The sequence below is a fragment of the Mycobacterium sp. genome, assembly GCF_050700595.1.
GTDB lineage: Bacteria > Actinomycetota > Actinomycetes > Mycobacteriales > Mycobacteriaceae > Mycobacterium.
Map to the genome: position 1 here is coordinate 18,471 of NZ_JBOHHI010000162.1, position 14,682 is coordinate 33,152.

A 14,682-nucleotide genomic window follows, 5' to 3' on the forward strand; every position below is an offset into this window, starting at 1 on the left:
CTATTAGACAGCACGCTGAAGGCGCTGGAACTCAGGTGCCGCCGTGGGAATGTCGACGACCACGGCGGTGGTGTTACTCGGGCTCCCCGCCTGGTTGGCGGCCTCAATCAACGCCGCACACGCCTGAGTCGGATCGGGATGCGTGGCCAAGACCGCTGCCAGCGACGAATCATCGACCACGTCGTGTAAGCCATCGGTGCACAACAACATTCGGTCACCGGGCAGTAGGTCCACCCCGCACACGTCAGGGGAGGCGGGCGGAGTCATTCCAACGTGTCGGGTCACCATCGAGCGCATCGGGTGATCGGCAGCCTCGGCGGGGGTGATTTCACCGGCGCCGATGAGGCTCTCGACGAGGCTGTGATCACTGGTCAGGCGGTGCGCCCGGTGGTCGCGGTACAGGTAGGCACGGCTGTCGCCGAGATGGGCGATCACGGCGCGAGAGGCAGTGATGACCGCGGCCACCACGGTGGTGTGGGCTTCAGCCAACCCAGGTTCGGTCTCACCTCGCGCATGCAGATCATCGGAAAGTCGCGCGACCGCATTCCCCAGTAGCGGCGCGGCGTCGGGGCCGCTGAGATCCGCACCGCTGAGGTGGCGGGGCAGGTAGGTCGGCAGCAACTCGGTGACCAGTTGGGCGGCCAGCCCGCCGCCGCTGGCGATGCCTACACCGTCGGCAACGACATACAAGCCCTGGGTCGGGTCTGCCGCCCACCGGTCGTCATTGCTGGATCGCTGTCCGATGTGGCTGTATCCCGCATAGCTGGGGGCAGCGGTGGCCGGCGGGCTCCCACTGGCGTCGAGTTCGTGTTCAGGTGCCGGGCTATGGGACAAAGTCATCGAATCCTCCTCACTACACGGGACAGCGCCGTCTCGATCGCCTGGTAGATCGGCAGCGCCCGCCCCAGCCCGGCAGCGGCGATGGCTCGGGGCACGATTGACTGCTGGCAGACCAGGCACAGCCTGATACCGCGCCGCCGGCACAGCTCGGATTCGCGAGCCAACACCGCCAACGCGTTACAGCCGATGAAGTCGACGTCTCGCAGGTCGACGACGAACGGTCCTGGCGCAGGTGTCGTTGCGGCTGTCTCGCTCAACAGCTGCGCCCAGGCACGCTCGTTGCTGGCGTCCACCTCGCCGGCGACCGAGACAATGACCGCTGAACGGGTGCGTCGGGTGGTGACGCGCAACAGGCCGCGCTCATCGAGCTGGAGGTTTGCCGTGCGAGTGGTGCCGGCCGGGGAAGCGAACGCTTCAGTGGAGGAAAGCGTCATGATGGGTTGTCTCCATGTGGCTGGGGTGCTTTACGGGATTGCCCGCCCTACCTGCTTGAAGGCTGAACATCTATTTCCAACGTGCCACAAGACAGACTAGTCTGTCTATATCTCGGCGACAGTAGGTAGGGTTTTCACATGGTATTGCCAGGAGTCTCGCAGCTTGGGCCCGTGCCGTCGGCCCGCGAACGGATCGTGGCTACCGCCTATGCGCTGTTTACCCGCCGCGGTGTCCGCGCGGTGGGCATGGATCAGGTGATCGAGGGAGCCGGGGTGGCCAAAGCCACGCTTTATCGGCACTTCCCGACCAAAAATGACCTTGTGCTGGCGGTGCTGGCCCGCCGCGAACAACTGTGGACCTATGAGCTCATCGAGGCACAGTCACGGCGACGCGCTAAGACCCCCGAGGAACAACTGCTGGCGATCTTCGACGTCCTCTACGACTGGTTCCACCAATGCGACGACTACGACGGCTGCTCGTTCACCAGGGTGCTACTCGAAATGGGCGCCACTCACCCCACCGGAATGGCCAGCATCGAATACATGGAGAATTTCCGCGACATCGTGCGCCACCGCGCCCACGAGGCGGGGCTCCTCGACGTTGATAACTTCGCCCGTTGCTTTCACATTCTGATCAAGGGCGTCATGATCGCTGCAGCCGAAGGCGACGACGCCGCCGCCCAGCGCGGCCGAGACATGGCGCGCCTGCTCATCGAGCAGCACCGACCTGCGGTGTCACACCGGATCTAACTAGGAGTTGAGCGGTAATTGACCAGCCGAAAACAACCAGCCCCCAAGCTGATTGGCGCTGCATGACCCATTACGGGTCAACTCTTAGGCCCGTCGTTCGGCATAGTCGGCTTGTTCGGCCGCGGCCAGGGCCTCCTGATCTTGCGTTTGGGCCTGGTCCAGCGCCAAACGTGCATAGATCATCTGGCTGGTGATGGTCATCTGGCCCCGGCTGCGCCCCACGAACGAGATCAGCCAGGCGAGCACTGTGGTGAACCGGTTTTTGTGGCCGACCAGGTAGTACAGGTGCAGGACCAGCCAGGCCAGCCATCCGATGAAGCCACCGAACTCGAGCTTGCCGACATGTACGACGGCGCTGTAGCGGGACACCGTCGCCATACTGCCCTTGTCGAAGTACTTGAAGGGGCCGCGACGGGCCGGGTCGTCGCGGCCCTTGAGCGAGCGTTTGATGCATTTCGTGGCGTAGGTCGCGCCCTGGATCGCGCCCTGCGCCATTCCGGGCACGCCCGGTACCGCCATCAGATCGCCGACGACGAAAACGTGCGGGTGCCCTTTGACGGTGAGATCGGGCTGCACAACGACCCGCCCGGCGCGGTCGACTTCTGATCCATCGGACTGCTCGGCGAGGATCTTGCCCAGCGAACTGGCCTGGACGCCGGCCGCCCACACCTTGCAGGCACATTCGATGCGCCGCTGCGTGCCGTCTTTGTCCTTGACGGTGATGCCGTGGTAGTCGACGGCCGTCACCATCGCGTTGAGCTGGATCTCGACGCCGAGCTTCTCCAGCCGTCGCTGCGCTTTGGCGCCCAGTTTGTCGCCCATCGGTGGCAACACCGCGGGCGCGGCATCGGCCAGGACCACCCGGCAATCGCTCGGCCGGATGGTCCGGAATGCGCCGGCCAGAGTGCGGTTGGCGAGTTCGGCGATCTGCCCGGCTAATTCGACTCCGGTCGGCCCGGCGCCGACCACCACGAAGGTCAGGCGGCGTCTCCGCTCCGCGGGGTCGGTGGTGACCTCGGCGGCCTCGAACGCACCGATGATCCGACCACGCAGTTCCAGTGCGTGGTCGATGGTCTTCATGCCGGGTGCGTAGGTGGCGAACTGGTCATTGCCGAAGTAGGACTGCTGGGCGCCGGCGCTGACGATGAGGCTGTCGAACGGCGTCACAGTGTGGATGTCCATCAGCTTCGACGTCACCGTCTGGGCATGGAGATCGATCGCCTCGACCTCTCCGAGCAACACCCGCGCATTCTTCTGCTTGTGCAGGATCAGCCTGATGGGCGGGGCGATCTCGCCTTCGGACAAGATTCCGGTGGCCACCTGATAGAGCAGCGGCTGGAACAGATGATTGGTCGTCTTCGAGATGAGCGTGACATCGACGTCCGCGCGCTTCAGGGCCTTGGCCGCGGTCAAGCCGCCGAAGCCCGACCCGATGACGACGACGTGATGACGTTTACCGACAGCAGGTTGGCTCATGATCCTCCTTCTGGATAAGTCCGGTCAGCTGGTCACGCGACTGAGACCGTCGCTGCGGGTTGCCACCGATGATCCGCTGAGCTGGCGAGCGGTGTTGACCAAGCCGACCATGCTGAACGCCTGTGGGGTATTGCCCACCTGCCGCTGCGCGGTGGTGTCGTATTCCTCGCTGAGCAAGCCCACATCGTTGCGCAACGAAAGCAAGCGCTCGAACAACTTGTGGGCCTCGTCGGTGCGACCGATGCCGTGCAGGGCGTCGGCCAGCCAGAACGTACACACCAGAAATGTGCCCTCGGTGCCGGGCAGCCCGTCGCCGCCGCCGTCGGCGGCAGGGTCATAGCGCATCAGGAATCCGTCGCTGGCCAGCTCGCGCTGAACGGCGTCGACGGTGCCGATGACGCGCGGATCGGTCCATGGCAAAAAGCCGACCCGGGGCATCAGCAGCAGCGCGGAATCGAGACCCGCTGAGCCGTAGGACTGGGTGAAGGTCTGGCGTTGCGCGTCGTAACCGTGTTCGCAGACGTCGGCGTGGATGCGGTCGCGCAGATCGCGCCACTTATCGACGGGGCCGTTCAGACCCTGGGCTTCCACGGTGTGCACCGCACGATCAACACCGGCCCAGGCCATCACCTTGGAATGCACGAAATGCCTTTGCGCCCCGCGGACCTCCCAGAGGCTGGAATCCGGCTGATCCCAATTGCCTTCCAGAAAGTCGAGCAACGCCAGCTGAATGTCCCAGGCCTCATCCACTGCCTGCATCCCCGTATCACGGGCCAGATGCAACCCGTCGAGAACCTCGCCGTACACATCGAGTTGGAACTGGCCGGCGGCCTCGTTGCCGATCCGCACCGGCGCCGAGTTTTCGTAGCCGGATAGCCAGTCCAGGGTCAGCTCCGGAATGCGCCGCGTGCCGTCGACGCTGTACATGATCTGCAGCTTGGCCGGGTCGCCGGCCACCGCGCGCACCAGCCAGTCCCGCCACGCCTTGGCCTCGTCGACGTAGCCGGTACCCAACAACGCCTGCAACGTGAAGGTTGCGTCGCGCAGCCAGCAATACCGGTAGTCCCAATTGCGCACGCCGCCAAGCCCTTCGGGTAGCGAGGTGGTCGCCGCCGCGACGATTCCGCCGGTCGGGTCGTAAGTGAGCGCCTTCAGGGTGATCAGCGCACGACGCACCGCCGCCTCGTACTGCCCGCGGTAGGTGCAGCGGCCGATCCAGTCGCGCCAGAACTCCTCGGTGTCGCGCAATGCCTGGTCGGCATGTGCCCGCACGGCTTCCGCAAGGCGGTGTGACGACGTGTGGGTGAGCACGAACGGCACCTTCTCGCCTGCGGCCACCTCGAACTCGGCGACCGTGGACATGTGCTCGCCCGCTACGTCAACCGGTGTGCTCAGACACAACGTGTCGGGCCCGGCGATCGCAATCAGACCTTCGTCGCTTCGGCGGATCCACGGCACCACGTTTCCGTAGTCGAACCTGATCACCAGGCGCATCCGCATCGGCACCCGCCCGGACAGGCCCTCGACAATCCGCACCACGTCGGCGTCTTCACCGCGCGGCGGCATGAAATCGGTGACCCGCACCGAGCCTTCCGGCGTATCCCACTCGGTGTCCACGATCAGCGTGTCGTCGCGGTAGGAGCGTCGGGTCGCCGGCCCACCGCAGGCCGGTGCGAGTCGCCAGTGGCCGGCCGACTCGTCGTGCAGCAGTGCCGCGAAACACGGACCGGAATCGAACCGCGGCAGGCACAGCCAGTCGATGCTGCCGTCACGGCCCACCAGCGCCGCGGTATGCAGATCACCGAGCACCGCGTAGTCCTCGATGTGCGCCATCAGCTCTGCCCGTCCAGTTCGATGATCACCTTCACGTCCCCGTCGGCGGGCTGGAACGCCTCGGCGGCCTTCTCCAGTGGGACCCGCCGGGTGATCAGCCCTTCCAGCCACTCGTTGTCGGCGCGGGCCAACACGTCGGCGCCCTGCTGATAGTGGCGCAAATTGGCGTTGACCGAGCCGACGACCACGTCGTTCTCCAACACGATGTCACGGTTCACCAGGCCGGCATCCACCTCAATTTTGTGTCCGCCCGACGACACTCCGGTCAAGCAGGTGATCCCGTAGGTAGCGGTGTTCATCAATGCGCCGAACACCAGGCTTCCTACCCCCGTGCCCTCGATCACGACGTCGGGCCGCAACTTCTTGGCCACCGACTCGATGTCTTCGTGGTGGTAGGTCGCGCCCAGCGATTTGACCAGGTCCGGCTTGGGGCCCTCGGTCACCCGGTCCAGCACGTGCGTGTCCAAGCCGTGCTGCACCCCGATCAGCGCCGCCAACAACCCGATCGGGCCGGCACCGGTGACCAACGCACGTTTCGGCTCGAACCAGCCACGGGCACCGATCCGCTCCACCTGCTCCCACGCCTTGGACACCACCGTGGTGGGTTCCAGCAGCATGCCGACCCGCTCCAGCGACGGATCCAACCGCACCGCGTAATCGGCTTCCACACACCAGGCATGGCTGCCGTAGCCATTCAGCTCCTTGATGCCGCGCTCGCGGTAGCGGCCGTTGCGGCACATGTCGAACTCGCCGACAGCACACGCTCCGCACGGCTCCGGGTCGGGGCGGCGCACCACGCCCACCACCAGATCACCGGCAGAGAAGTTGCTCGACGCCGGCGCTTCACGCACCCGCCCGAGTGATTCGTGGCCGAGCACCAGCCGCGACGAGCCCGGCGGCGCCCACCCATACTCGCCGGAAACGATCTCTTTGTCGGTGCCGCACACCCCCATCGCCACACCGTCAACCAGCAGTTCGCCTTCCCCCGGGGTGGGGTCGGGCACATCGGCCACACTCAACGAGCCCTTATGACCGGGCTCCACAGTCAACGCACGCATACCAACTCCTTCTCATCGTGACCCCGTATTTTGTTCTCGCCCTTGCTAAGTCCGCGTCAACCCGGTTGGTCAGTGCGCTCGAAGTCGACCCGGTGCACCGACTCTCCGTTGCCCACCAGGACCGCCGTCACCATCTCGGGGCCGAACAGGCCGTGCTCGACGACGCCGGGTGTCGAGGCCAACCAGGCGGCCAGCGCTGCCGGGTCGGTGACCGGCCCCCGGTAGTCGGCGATCACGCCGCCGTCCGGGCTCAGCGGAGCATCACGCAACGAGACCGGTGCGATCCGGCGAAGGGTGGCGTGCAGCCCGAAGCGGAGTAGCTCAACCGGGATGGGACCGTGCAGGGCGTCGACGAGCTTCGACGAGTCGGCGATGACGACGAAGCGATCCGCCGCCGCGGCGACGATTTTCTCGCGGGTGTGCGCGGCGCCGCCGCCCTTCACGAGCCAACCGTCCGGGGCGACCTGATCCGCGCCATCAATGGTCACATCGAAATATTCGATGTCGGCCAGTGCTTCCACCTTCAGGCCCAGCTCGCGGGCAGCCTGCTCGGTGCGCGGCGACGTTGCGGCACAACGAATGTCGAGCGCTCGGCGTGCCAGCGCCGGGAGCAGGAACGCCACCGTCGAGCCGGTGCCAAGCCCCACCGTCATGCCGTCTTCGACCAGATCTGCTGCCGCCTCCGCGGCGAACTGCTTCTCTTGCTCGATGCCTATGGGCGTGGCAGTCGAAATGGTTTGCCTCCTTAGCCCTTCAGTGCCCGATAGTGCCGAATGAGCGCGTTGGTCGACGAGTCGTGGCCGAGCTCAGGCTCGCCTGTGCTCTCCAGCTCGGGGATGATCGCCTTCGCCATCACCTTGCCCAGCTCGACGCCCCATTGGTCGAAGGAGTCGATACCCCAGATCGTCCCCTGGGTAAACACGCTGTGTTCATACAGCGCGACCAATGCGCCCAGGACGTAGGGGGTCAGCTTCTCCGCCAAAAGGACGTTCGTGGGGCGGTTGCCCTGCATGACCCGGTGCGGCACCACCGCGTCGGGGGTCCCTTCCTCCCGGACCTCCTGCTCGCTTTTGCCGAAGGCAAGCGCCTGGGCTTGGGCGAATACGTTCGACGACAGGATGTCGTGATGGTCGCCCAGCGGGTTGAGGCTCTTGCCGAAACCGATGAGGTCGACCGGTATCAGTGCCGTTCCCTGGTGGATCAGCTGGTAGAAGCTGTGCTGGCCGTTGGTGCCCGGCTCACCCCAATACACCGGGCCGGTCTGGTAGTCCACGACCGTGCCGTCGACGGTGACATGCTTGCCGTTGGACTCCATGGTCAGCTGCTGCAGGTAGGCGGGGAAACGCTTGAGGTATTGGTCATACGGCATCACGCCGATCGACTGGGCGCCAAAGAAATTCACGTACCACACCGCGAGCAGACCCATCAGCATCGGGAGGTTCTGTTCCGGCGGGGCGGTGCGGAAGTGCTCATCCATCGCGTGAAAGCCGGCCAGCAGCTCGCCGAAGCCCTCCGGGCCCAGGGCCACCATCGTCGACAAGCCGATGGCCGAGTCCATGGAGTAGCGTCCGCCGACCCAATCCCAGAAGCCGAACATGTTCGCGGTATCGATGCCGAATTCGGCTACCCGTTCGGCGTTGGTCGAGACGGCCACGAAATGCTTTGCAACCGCGGCGTCGCCGAGCTGACCGACCACCCAGTCGCGTGCCGAGGTGGCGTTGGTCAGCGTCTCGAGGGTGCCGAACGTCTTCGACGACACGATGAACAGCGTTTCCTCGGCCGCCAGGGCTCTGGTCGCCTCCACGAAGTCGGTCGAGTCGACATTCGAGACGAAGCGGAACGTCAGATTGCGGTCGGTGTAGTGGCGCAGCGCCTCGTAGGCCATCACCGGCCCCAGGTCGGATCCGCCGATGCCGATATTGACGATGTTGCGGATCGGCTTGCCGGTCTGCCCTTTCCAGGCACCCGAACGGATCTTGGTGGCGAAATCGGCCATCCGATCGAGGACGTGGTGCACCTTGGTGACAACGTCGCCCACGCCGTCGACCATCAGCGATGTGCCTTTCGGCATCCGCAACGCCACGTGCAGCACCGAGCGGTCCTCCGACACGTTGATCCGCTCCCCGGCGAACATCATGTCGCGGCGCCGCTCGAGCTCTGACTCCTTGGCCAGCTGTAGCAGTAGGCTCAGGGTTTCTTCCGTGATCCGGTTTTTCGAGTAGTCGAGATAGATCCCGGCGGCCTCCGCGCAGAATCGCTCGCCGCGAGTCGCGTCCTCGGCGAAGAGTTCTCGCAGATGACGGCCCTCCATCTTCGAATAGTGCTGGGCAAGGGCCTCGAAGGCCGGGCGTTCGCACAACGGCGGAATCGACACGATTTGTCTCCTTTCTTGGCGTGGTTGGCTGGTCAGGCCACCGCGGATGTCTGCGTCTCGAGCCGGCCCATCAATTCGTTCCAGGCATCGACGAAGGACGTGGCCCCGTCGCGCTGCAGCTGGGCTGCGACCTCACCCAGGTCGACGCCCGCCTCGGCGAACCGCGTGAGCAGCGCATCGGCGTCGCCGCCGTCGGCCGGCAACGGATCTCCCACCTCACCGTGGTCGAAGAAGGCCTCCAGCGTGGCGTCGGGCATGGTGTTGACGGTGAACGGAGCGGCCAGCCCGTGCACGTACAGGGTGTCGGGCGCCGCGGGGTCCTTGGCGCTGGTGCTGGCCCAGAGCAGCCGCTGCATGCGGGCCCCGAGGTTCTCCAGCGCCTGGAACCGCTCGGAGTCCATCAGTTGCCGGTATGCGCGATAGACGTCGAGGCCCACTGCCAGGGCAAGCTTGTTGCGCAGATCCGCCGGTACCTGCTTGGCCACCGCCTTGTCCCAGCGCGACATGAAGACGGACGCGACCGAGCCCACGTCTGGGTTGAGGCCGTCGGCGACCCGGCGTTCGATGCCTTTCAGGTAAGCGTCCGCCGCGGCCAGGTACTGGTCGGCGGAGAACAGCAGCGTGACGTTCACCGGGATGCCGGCCGCGATCGCCTCGGTGATGGCCGGCAGGCCCTCGACGGTGCCGGGGATCTTGATGAACAGATTGGGCCGCCCGGCCTGCTGGTGCAGGGTCTTGGCTGCCTCTACGGTCCGTGTGGTGTCGTGGGCGAGCAGCGGCGAGACCTCAAGCGACACCCACCCATCGACCCCGTCGGTCCTTTCGTGAATGGGCAGGAAGAGGTCGGCCGCGCGGCGCAGGTCCTCGATGGCCAGATCGAAGAACAGCTGCTCGGCCGAGAGCCCTTGGCCTGCCTTGGACCGGATGGCGTCGTCGTAGTCGCCCGATCCGATGGCCTTGTCGTAGATGGACGGATTGGAGGTCAGCCCCGTCACCGAGTAGGAGTCGATGTAGTGCTGGATGGTGCCGTCGTCGAGCATGCTGCGGGTGATGTTGTCGAGCCAAAGGCTCTGTCCCCGCTCGTGCAGGGTCTGGGTGGCTTTCATTATTTCTCCTTTCGTAGACCGGCCAGGCAATCGCGCGCGCGTTCGGCGACCCTGTCCGGGGTGAAGCCGAACTTGTCGACCAGTTGTTTCAGCGGCGCCGACGCCCCGAAGGTGTGCATGCCGATCACCGCGCCGCCGTCACCGACGTAGCGGTCCCAGCCCAGGGTCGACGCCTGTTCCACCGCGACGCGGGCCCGCACCGATGGCGGGAGCACCTCGTCGCGGTACTCCTGGGGTTGCCGGTCGAAGAGCTCCCAGCAGGGCATGCTCACCACGCGTGTGCCGACTCCGTCGGCCTGCAACTCGTCGCGGGCGGCCAGCGCCAGGTGCACCTCCGAACCGGTTGCCAGCAGGATGACGTCCGGTGTGCCGCTGTCGGCCTCGGCCAGCACGTAGGCGCCCTGGGCCACTCCGGCCGCGGGCGCGAACGTGCTGCGGTCGAGTGTCGGCAGCGCCTGGCGGGACAGGACCAGCGCGGCGGGCTCCTGCCGCAGCGCGGTCACGATGCGCCAGGTCTCGACGACTTCGTTGGCGTCGGCCGGACGGAACACCAGCAGGCCCGGTACGGCCCGCAGCGAGATCAGCTGCTCCACCGGCTGGTGGGTGGGCCCGTCTTCGCCGACCCCGATGGAGTCGTGGGTCAGAATGTGCAGGACCGGGATGTCCATCAACGCCGAGAGCCGGATCGCCCCGCGGGCGTAGTCGGAGAAGATCAAAAAACCCGACCAGTACGGGCGCAGCTTGGTGAGCGCCATGCCGTTGGCGACCGCCGCGGCAGCGTGCTCGCGAACCCCGAAGTGCAGGTTCCGGCCGCGCTGCCCGGCCTGGAAGTCACCCGCGCCGTCGAATGTGAGCCTGGTCTTGGTGGACGGGGACAGGTCCGCCGAACCGCCGACCAGCCATGGCACGGCCTGGGCGACCGCGTTGAGCACCTGCCCGGACGACTCACGGCTGGCGATCCCCTTGGCGTCGGGGGCGAAGGTGGGCAGCGCCTGCTCCCACCCGTCGGGCAGGTCACGCCGGCCGATGCGCTCGACCTCGTCGGCCAGGTCGGGAAACGCCGTGCGGTAGTGATCGAATGTGGCCTCCCAGGCCTCGCGGGCCGCCCGGCCGCGTGCGCCGATTCCCGCGGCGAAGCTGTCGTAGACACCGTCGGGAACGTAGAAGTCTTCGTCTTCGGGCAGCCCGAAGAAGCGCTTCGTCGCCCGGACACCCTCGTCCCCGAACGGGGAGCCGTGCGCCTTTGGCGTGTCCTCGACCGGCGAGCCGTACCCGATGTGGCTGTGCACCACGATCAGCGTCGGCCGCGCTCCCTCGGTCTTGAACGTGTGCAGCGCCCGTTCGATCGAGTCGGTGTCGTTGGCGTCGGCGACCGAGGTCACGTTCCAGCCGTAGCCGACGAAGCGCGCCGCCACGTCCTCGGTGAACGCGATGTCGGTGTGGCCCTCGATCGTCACCCGGTTGGAGTCGTAGATCCAGCACAGGTTTGCCAGCCCCAGGTGCCCCGCCAGCGAGGCGGCTTCGGCGGAGACGCCCTCCATCATGCAGCCGTCCCCGGCCAGGGCGTAGACGTCGAAGTCGAACAACGTCATTTCGTCACGGTTGTAGCACCCGGCCAGCCAGCGTCCGGCGATCGCCATGCCGACCGACGTGGCAATCCCTTGGCCCAACGGCCCGGTGGTCGTCTCCACGCCGGACGTCCAGCGGTACTCGGGATGGCCCGGGCAACGGGAATCGAGCTGTCGAAAGGTCTTGAGGTCGTCGAGGGTCACCGAGGGCCGGCCGAGTATCTCGTAGTCAGGATCCACGGCCTGGACACCACTCAGGTGAAGCAACGACCACAACAGGGCGGATGCGTGGCCCTCCGAGAGCACGAACCGGTCCCGGTTGGGCCAGATCGGGTCGGCGGGGTCGAAGCGCAGGAAACGCTGCCACAGCGTGTAGGCGACCGGGGCGATGTCCATCGGTGTTCCCGGGTGGCCCGAGTTCGCGCGCTGGATCGCGTCCATGCACAGCGCCCGGATTGTGTTGATCGCGAGGGTGTCCGTGTCGAGTGTGGTCGTGGTCACTTCAGCTCCATTACTGGCGGATCGGTAGGGACGAAACAGGCATCAGCCGACGAATCCAACTGCATGCGTTGCCCTTTCTGTTGATTCTTTCGATTAGATCGGCATGCGGTAGCCGAAGAACTCGAAATCCTCGTGGGCGCCGCCTTGCCCACCGCCGAGGTGGGCGAAGCTTTCCACGAATTCGATTCCCTCGATCCATTTGACTTGTTTGAAGCCGATCTCACGTTCATTTCGTAGCCGCAGCGGTGCACCATGGGTCACATTGAGCGGTTGACCGTTCATCTCGTATGCCAACAGACACGTCGGTGCGCGCATGTGCTCGATTTTGTGGCAGTCGTAGTAGCGTCCTTCCGTCGCATCCGCGCTCGCGTCGGCCATGGAGTAGAACACCACCCAGTGCGCCGACGGCAGCGGACGGACCAGATCGAGGATCTCCGACATCGGAACTCCACCCCATTTGGCCACTCCCGACCAGCCCTGGATGCAGTAATGCTGGGTGATTTGCTCGTGTTTGGGCAGCGCCCGAATGTCGTCGTACGAAAGGGTGACCGGATTTTCCACCAGGCCTTCGATGCGCAGCGACCATCCCTTCCAATTGGCCTCCTCTAAGCGGTGGTAACGCCCGGAGTTGGGGACGCGGCCGTTCGGCCAGAAGTACGGCGAGATGTCTTTTTCGGAATACGTGGCCTTCGGCTCCGCCCATTCCATGAACATCTTGACCCATCCCACCATCCAGCGGCCGACGACTTGAACCGCGCCGGGATAACGGATGGTGATCGGGGACGCGATCAACCACAAGACGACGATGACGGCCATCGCCGCGATGTAGACCGCCAGCACCCAATACGATTGGGTGTTCGTGCCCAAGACGATGTGGTTCAGATTCGCCACGAACCCGGTGATGAACACCATCACCGTGTGGACGGCGATGAAAAAGACCATCCACAGCAGGACCGCAAAGTGGACGGTGCGGGCAACCTGCCGGTTGAACACGCCGCGTCCGAAACCGAACCGCGCCGCGATCGCCGGCGCCTGCAACAGGCCGGTGACGAACGCCAGTGGGGCGGCAACCAACACCGTGGTGAAGTAGGCAATGATCTGCATCCCGTTGTAGTTCGTGAAGCCCTCGTTCGCCGGAAAGTCCAGCGAGGCGTATTGGATGCCGGTGGACAGCGCGTTGGGGAACACATCCCAGGATCGCGGCACGAGCCGGCGCCACTCCCCGGTACTGAAAATCAGCACATAGAACACCAGGCCGTTGACCAACCACAACAGGTCGAAGCTGAAATGCCACCACCGCGCGAGCCCAATCGAGTGCCGAAAGCCAGGTATCCCCAACCACTTCGGCAGCGCAACCGAATCATCCTTCGCCGTCCACACCCGTGCGGCGTCGTTTTGGTCCATGCGGTCTGCCGGGATCGGGTCACGCATCTTGAACCACTCGGTTCCCGGCCGGCAGCCCGAGTTCAGGTACAGGCGGGGGTGGTCGGCGAGGATCTGGATGCCGGCGCGCATCAGGAACATCATGAAGACGATGTTGAACAGGTGCTGCCAACGGGTCCACGCCGGAAAACCTCCGGTCACTGCCGGCGCGTACGTCGTCGAGGTGCCCGGATAGGTCTCGATAAAGCTCTGCACCCAGCCGTAGCGCCGCAGCTGCTGTGCGAGCGCGACGAGTACGAGGAGTCCGGCGATACCGATCGGCAGCAACCACAACGTGCTGACCCGGCGTTGGCCGATCCGAACGTCCGGCACCCGCGCCTTCTCTTGCGGTATCCCGCCGGCCCAATCGGCAAGGTTGATGTGGCGGCCGAGCACATGCCGGCGCCCGCCCTGGTCAAGCAATGATTCAAGTGTGCCCGGAGACGCCAGGCTGGTATCGGGTTGGGGCTTGTCAAGCATCCTGCATTCTCATCTTGTTCACTAACACACCGGAGGTACCCCGACCACAGGTCCGTCAATCGCAGTTCGTCTATCTTTCGTGGGTCGTCATTTCGCGCGCGAGAACCGGGTCCCGCGGGTTTTACGTAATGCCGCAACAGTGCTCGATCCTGTGTTGGCGATCGTCGCGGCATGGTCCAGCGAAATGAGGCTCACAGGTGGTTCCTTCGAGGGTTGTCGAGCAGGCGTGCACTGGCCGGTTAGTCCCTGTTGCAACCGCCATGGCAACCGGAATGGCTCATCCCGATACGACCATCGACCCAGGATTGAGCGCGGGATCGAGTGCATTATTCGCTTGTATCAAAATGCCGGGAACACAGGATGTTTCGATGGCCGGCTCGGAAAGGAGCTTAGGTGTTCTTGTTGGGTTTGATTCGACCCTAGCGTGCGGCTGTCGCCGCTTCCACCAACGCATCGACCCTTTTGAGGGGTATTTCCGATGCGCGCAATCAATGGAATCGATTCACCCACGTCGCGATGAGGGGCACAATCGTCGACAGGGTCTTTGCCCCGGGCAAATACTCGTGGGCCGGATCAGCGTTCGGGGGTGGTGTCATTCAACCGTTCCTAATTACTGAGCAGGAGTGAGTCCTGTGCGGCCCGAACGGTCTTGGCCGCTGGCGGCGGGTGTTTTCCGGTGGACCGGCACGTCTCGTGGTGGGCGTGTCGGTGGGCCGGAACTGCCGTGCCTGCCGTGTGTGGTGCTCGTCTGGCGAGCAAGCCTGGCCGGTGGTGTGCCCGCAGCGGTCCTCTGTCCGTTGCGGGGTCCTGCCGGCCGTCGCTTGATCGCCAAGCCGAGGC

General features: G+C 65.2%; 12 protein-coding genes. 2 read left to right on the forward strand and 10 right to left on the reverse strand.

Translation table 11 applies throughout. From position 1 onward, the window contains the following. Positions 1-3: 3 nt before the first annotated feature. Complete coding sequence (locus ACRDTL_RS14830) at positions 4-840, reverse strand: PP2C family protein-serine/threonine phosphatase (protein WP_431507462.1); 837 nt, start codon at positions 838-840, stop codon at positions 4-6. Then, positions 837-1,274, reverse strand: a complete 438-nt coding sequence (locus ACRDTL_RS14835) for an anti-sigma factor antagonist (protein WP_431507463.1) — start codon at positions 1,272-1,274, stop codon at positions 837-839. Before ACRDTL_RS14835 ends, ACRDTL_RS14830 begins: the two co-directional genes overlap by 4 nt. Positions 1,275-1,412: 138 nt before the next feature. Here ACRDTL_RS14835 and ACRDTL_RS14840 point away from each other — a divergent pair, with 138 nt between their 5' ends. Next, on the forward strand, positions 1,413-2,024 hold the full coding sequence (locus ACRDTL_RS14840) for a TetR/AcrR family transcriptional regulator (RefSeq protein WP_431507464.1): 612 nt from the start codon (positions 1,413-1,415) through the stop codon (positions 2,022-2,024). A gap of 84 nt (positions 2,025-2,108) precedes the next feature. Here ACRDTL_RS14840 and ACRDTL_RS14845 read toward each other — a convergent pair whose 3' ends face one another. The 8 genes from ACRDTL_RS14845 to ACRDTL_RS14880 form a co-directional block, all read right to left on the reverse strand. After that, the gene (locus ACRDTL_RS14845) at positions 2,109-3,500 is read right to left on the reverse strand and encodes an NAD(P)/FAD-dependent oxidoreductase (RefSeq protein WP_431507465.1); all 1,392 of its coding nucleotides are present in this window, start codon (positions 3,498-3,500) and stop codon (positions 2,109-2,111) included. 24 nt (positions 3,501-3,524) lie between these two features. Next, complete coding sequence (locus tag ACRDTL_RS14850; protein ID WP_431507466.1) at positions 3,525-5,333, reverse strand: glycoside hydrolase family 15 protein; 1,809 nt, start codon at positions 5,331-5,333, stop codon at positions 3,525-3,527. Further along, entirely contained in the window at positions 5,333-6,391 is a 1,059-nt protein-coding gene (locus ACRDTL_RS14855; RefSeq protein ID WP_431507467.1) for a glucose 1-dehydrogenase, read from the reverse strand. The genes ACRDTL_RS14850 and ACRDTL_RS14855 overlap by 1 nt, the downstream gene beginning before the upstream one ends. A gap of 56 nt (positions 6,392-6,447) precedes the next feature. Next, complete coding sequence (gene rpiA / locus ACRDTL_RS14860; RefSeq protein ID WP_431507473.1) at positions 6,448-7,125, reverse strand: ribose-5-phosphate isomerase RpiA; 678 nt, start codon at positions 7,123-7,125, stop codon at positions 6,448-6,450. Positions 7,126-7,136: 11 nt separating this feature from the next. Beyond that, positions 7,137-8,765 carry a glucose-6-phosphate isomerase gene (gene pgi, locus ACRDTL_RS14865; RefSeq protein WP_431507468.1) on the reverse strand — a complete coding sequence of 543 codons (1,629 nt, stop codon included), beginning with the start codon at positions 8,763-8,765 and terminating at the stop codon, positions 7,137-7,139. A 32-nt stretch (positions 8,766-8,797) separates the two neighbouring features. Beyond that, a complete protein-coding gene (gene tal / locus ACRDTL_RS14870; protein WP_431507469.1) occupies positions 8,798-9,871 on the reverse strand; it encodes a transaldolase in 1,074 nt (357 codons plus the stop codon). Continuing rightward, the gene (gene tkt, locus ACRDTL_RS14875; RefSeq protein ID WP_431507470.1) at positions 9,871-11,940 is read right to left on the reverse strand and encodes a transketolase; all 2,070 of its coding nucleotides are present in this window, start codon (positions 11,938-11,940) and stop codon (positions 9,871-9,873) included. The genes tal and tkt overlap by 1 nt, the downstream gene beginning before the upstream one ends. Positions 11,941-12,033: 93 nt before the next feature. After that, positions 12,034-13,842 (reverse strand): molybdopterin-dependent oxidoreductase, encoded by a 1,809-nt coding sequence (locus ACRDTL_RS14880; protein ID WP_431507471.1) that lies wholly within the window; start codon positions 13,840-13,842, stop codon positions 12,034-12,036. 632 nt (positions 13,843-14,474) lie between these two features. Here ACRDTL_RS14880 and ACRDTL_RS14885 point away from each other — a divergent pair. Beyond that, positions 14,475-14,682: hypothetical protein (locus ACRDTL_RS14885; protein WP_431507472.1), on the forward strand; the 208-nt coding region annotated here is incomplete at its 3' end.

What these genes read in the sequence shown, in the direction of transcription:
- ACRDTL_RS14880 (WP_431507471.1), bottom strand. Translation starts at nt 13,842, where the DNA reads ATGCTTGACAAGCCCCAACCCGATACCAGCCTGGCGTCTCCGGGCACA.
- ACRDTL_RS14840 (WP_431507464.1), top strand. Translation starts at nt 1,413, where the DNA reads ATGGTATTGCCAGGAGTCTCGCAGCTTGGGCCCGTGCCGTCGGCCCGC.
- ACRDTL_RS14850 (WP_431507466.1), bottom strand. Translation starts at nt 5,333, where the DNA reads ATGGCGCACATCGAGGACTACGCGGTGCTCGGTGATCTGCATACCGCG.
- ACRDTL_RS14845 (WP_431507465.1), bottom strand. Translation starts at nt 3,500, where the DNA reads ATGAGCCAACCTGCTGTCGGTAAACGTCATCACGTCGTCGTCATCGGG.
- ACRDTL_RS14830 (WP_431507462.1), bottom strand. Translation starts at nt 840, where the DNA reads ATGACTTTGTCCCATAGCCCGGCACCTGAACACGAACTCGACGCCAGT.
- tal (WP_431507469.1), bottom strand. Translation starts at nt 9,871, where the DNA reads ATGAAAGCCACCCAGACCCTGCACGAGCGGGGACAGAGCCTTTGGCTC.
- ACRDTL_RS14855 (WP_431507467.1), bottom strand. Translation starts at nt 6,391, where the DNA reads ATGCGTGCGTTGACTGTGGAGCCCGGTCATAAGGGCTCGTTGAGTGTG.
- ACRDTL_RS14835 (WP_431507463.1), bottom strand. Translation starts at nt 1,274, where the DNA reads ATGACGCTTTCCTCCACTGAAGCGTTCGCTTCCCCGGCCGGCACCACT.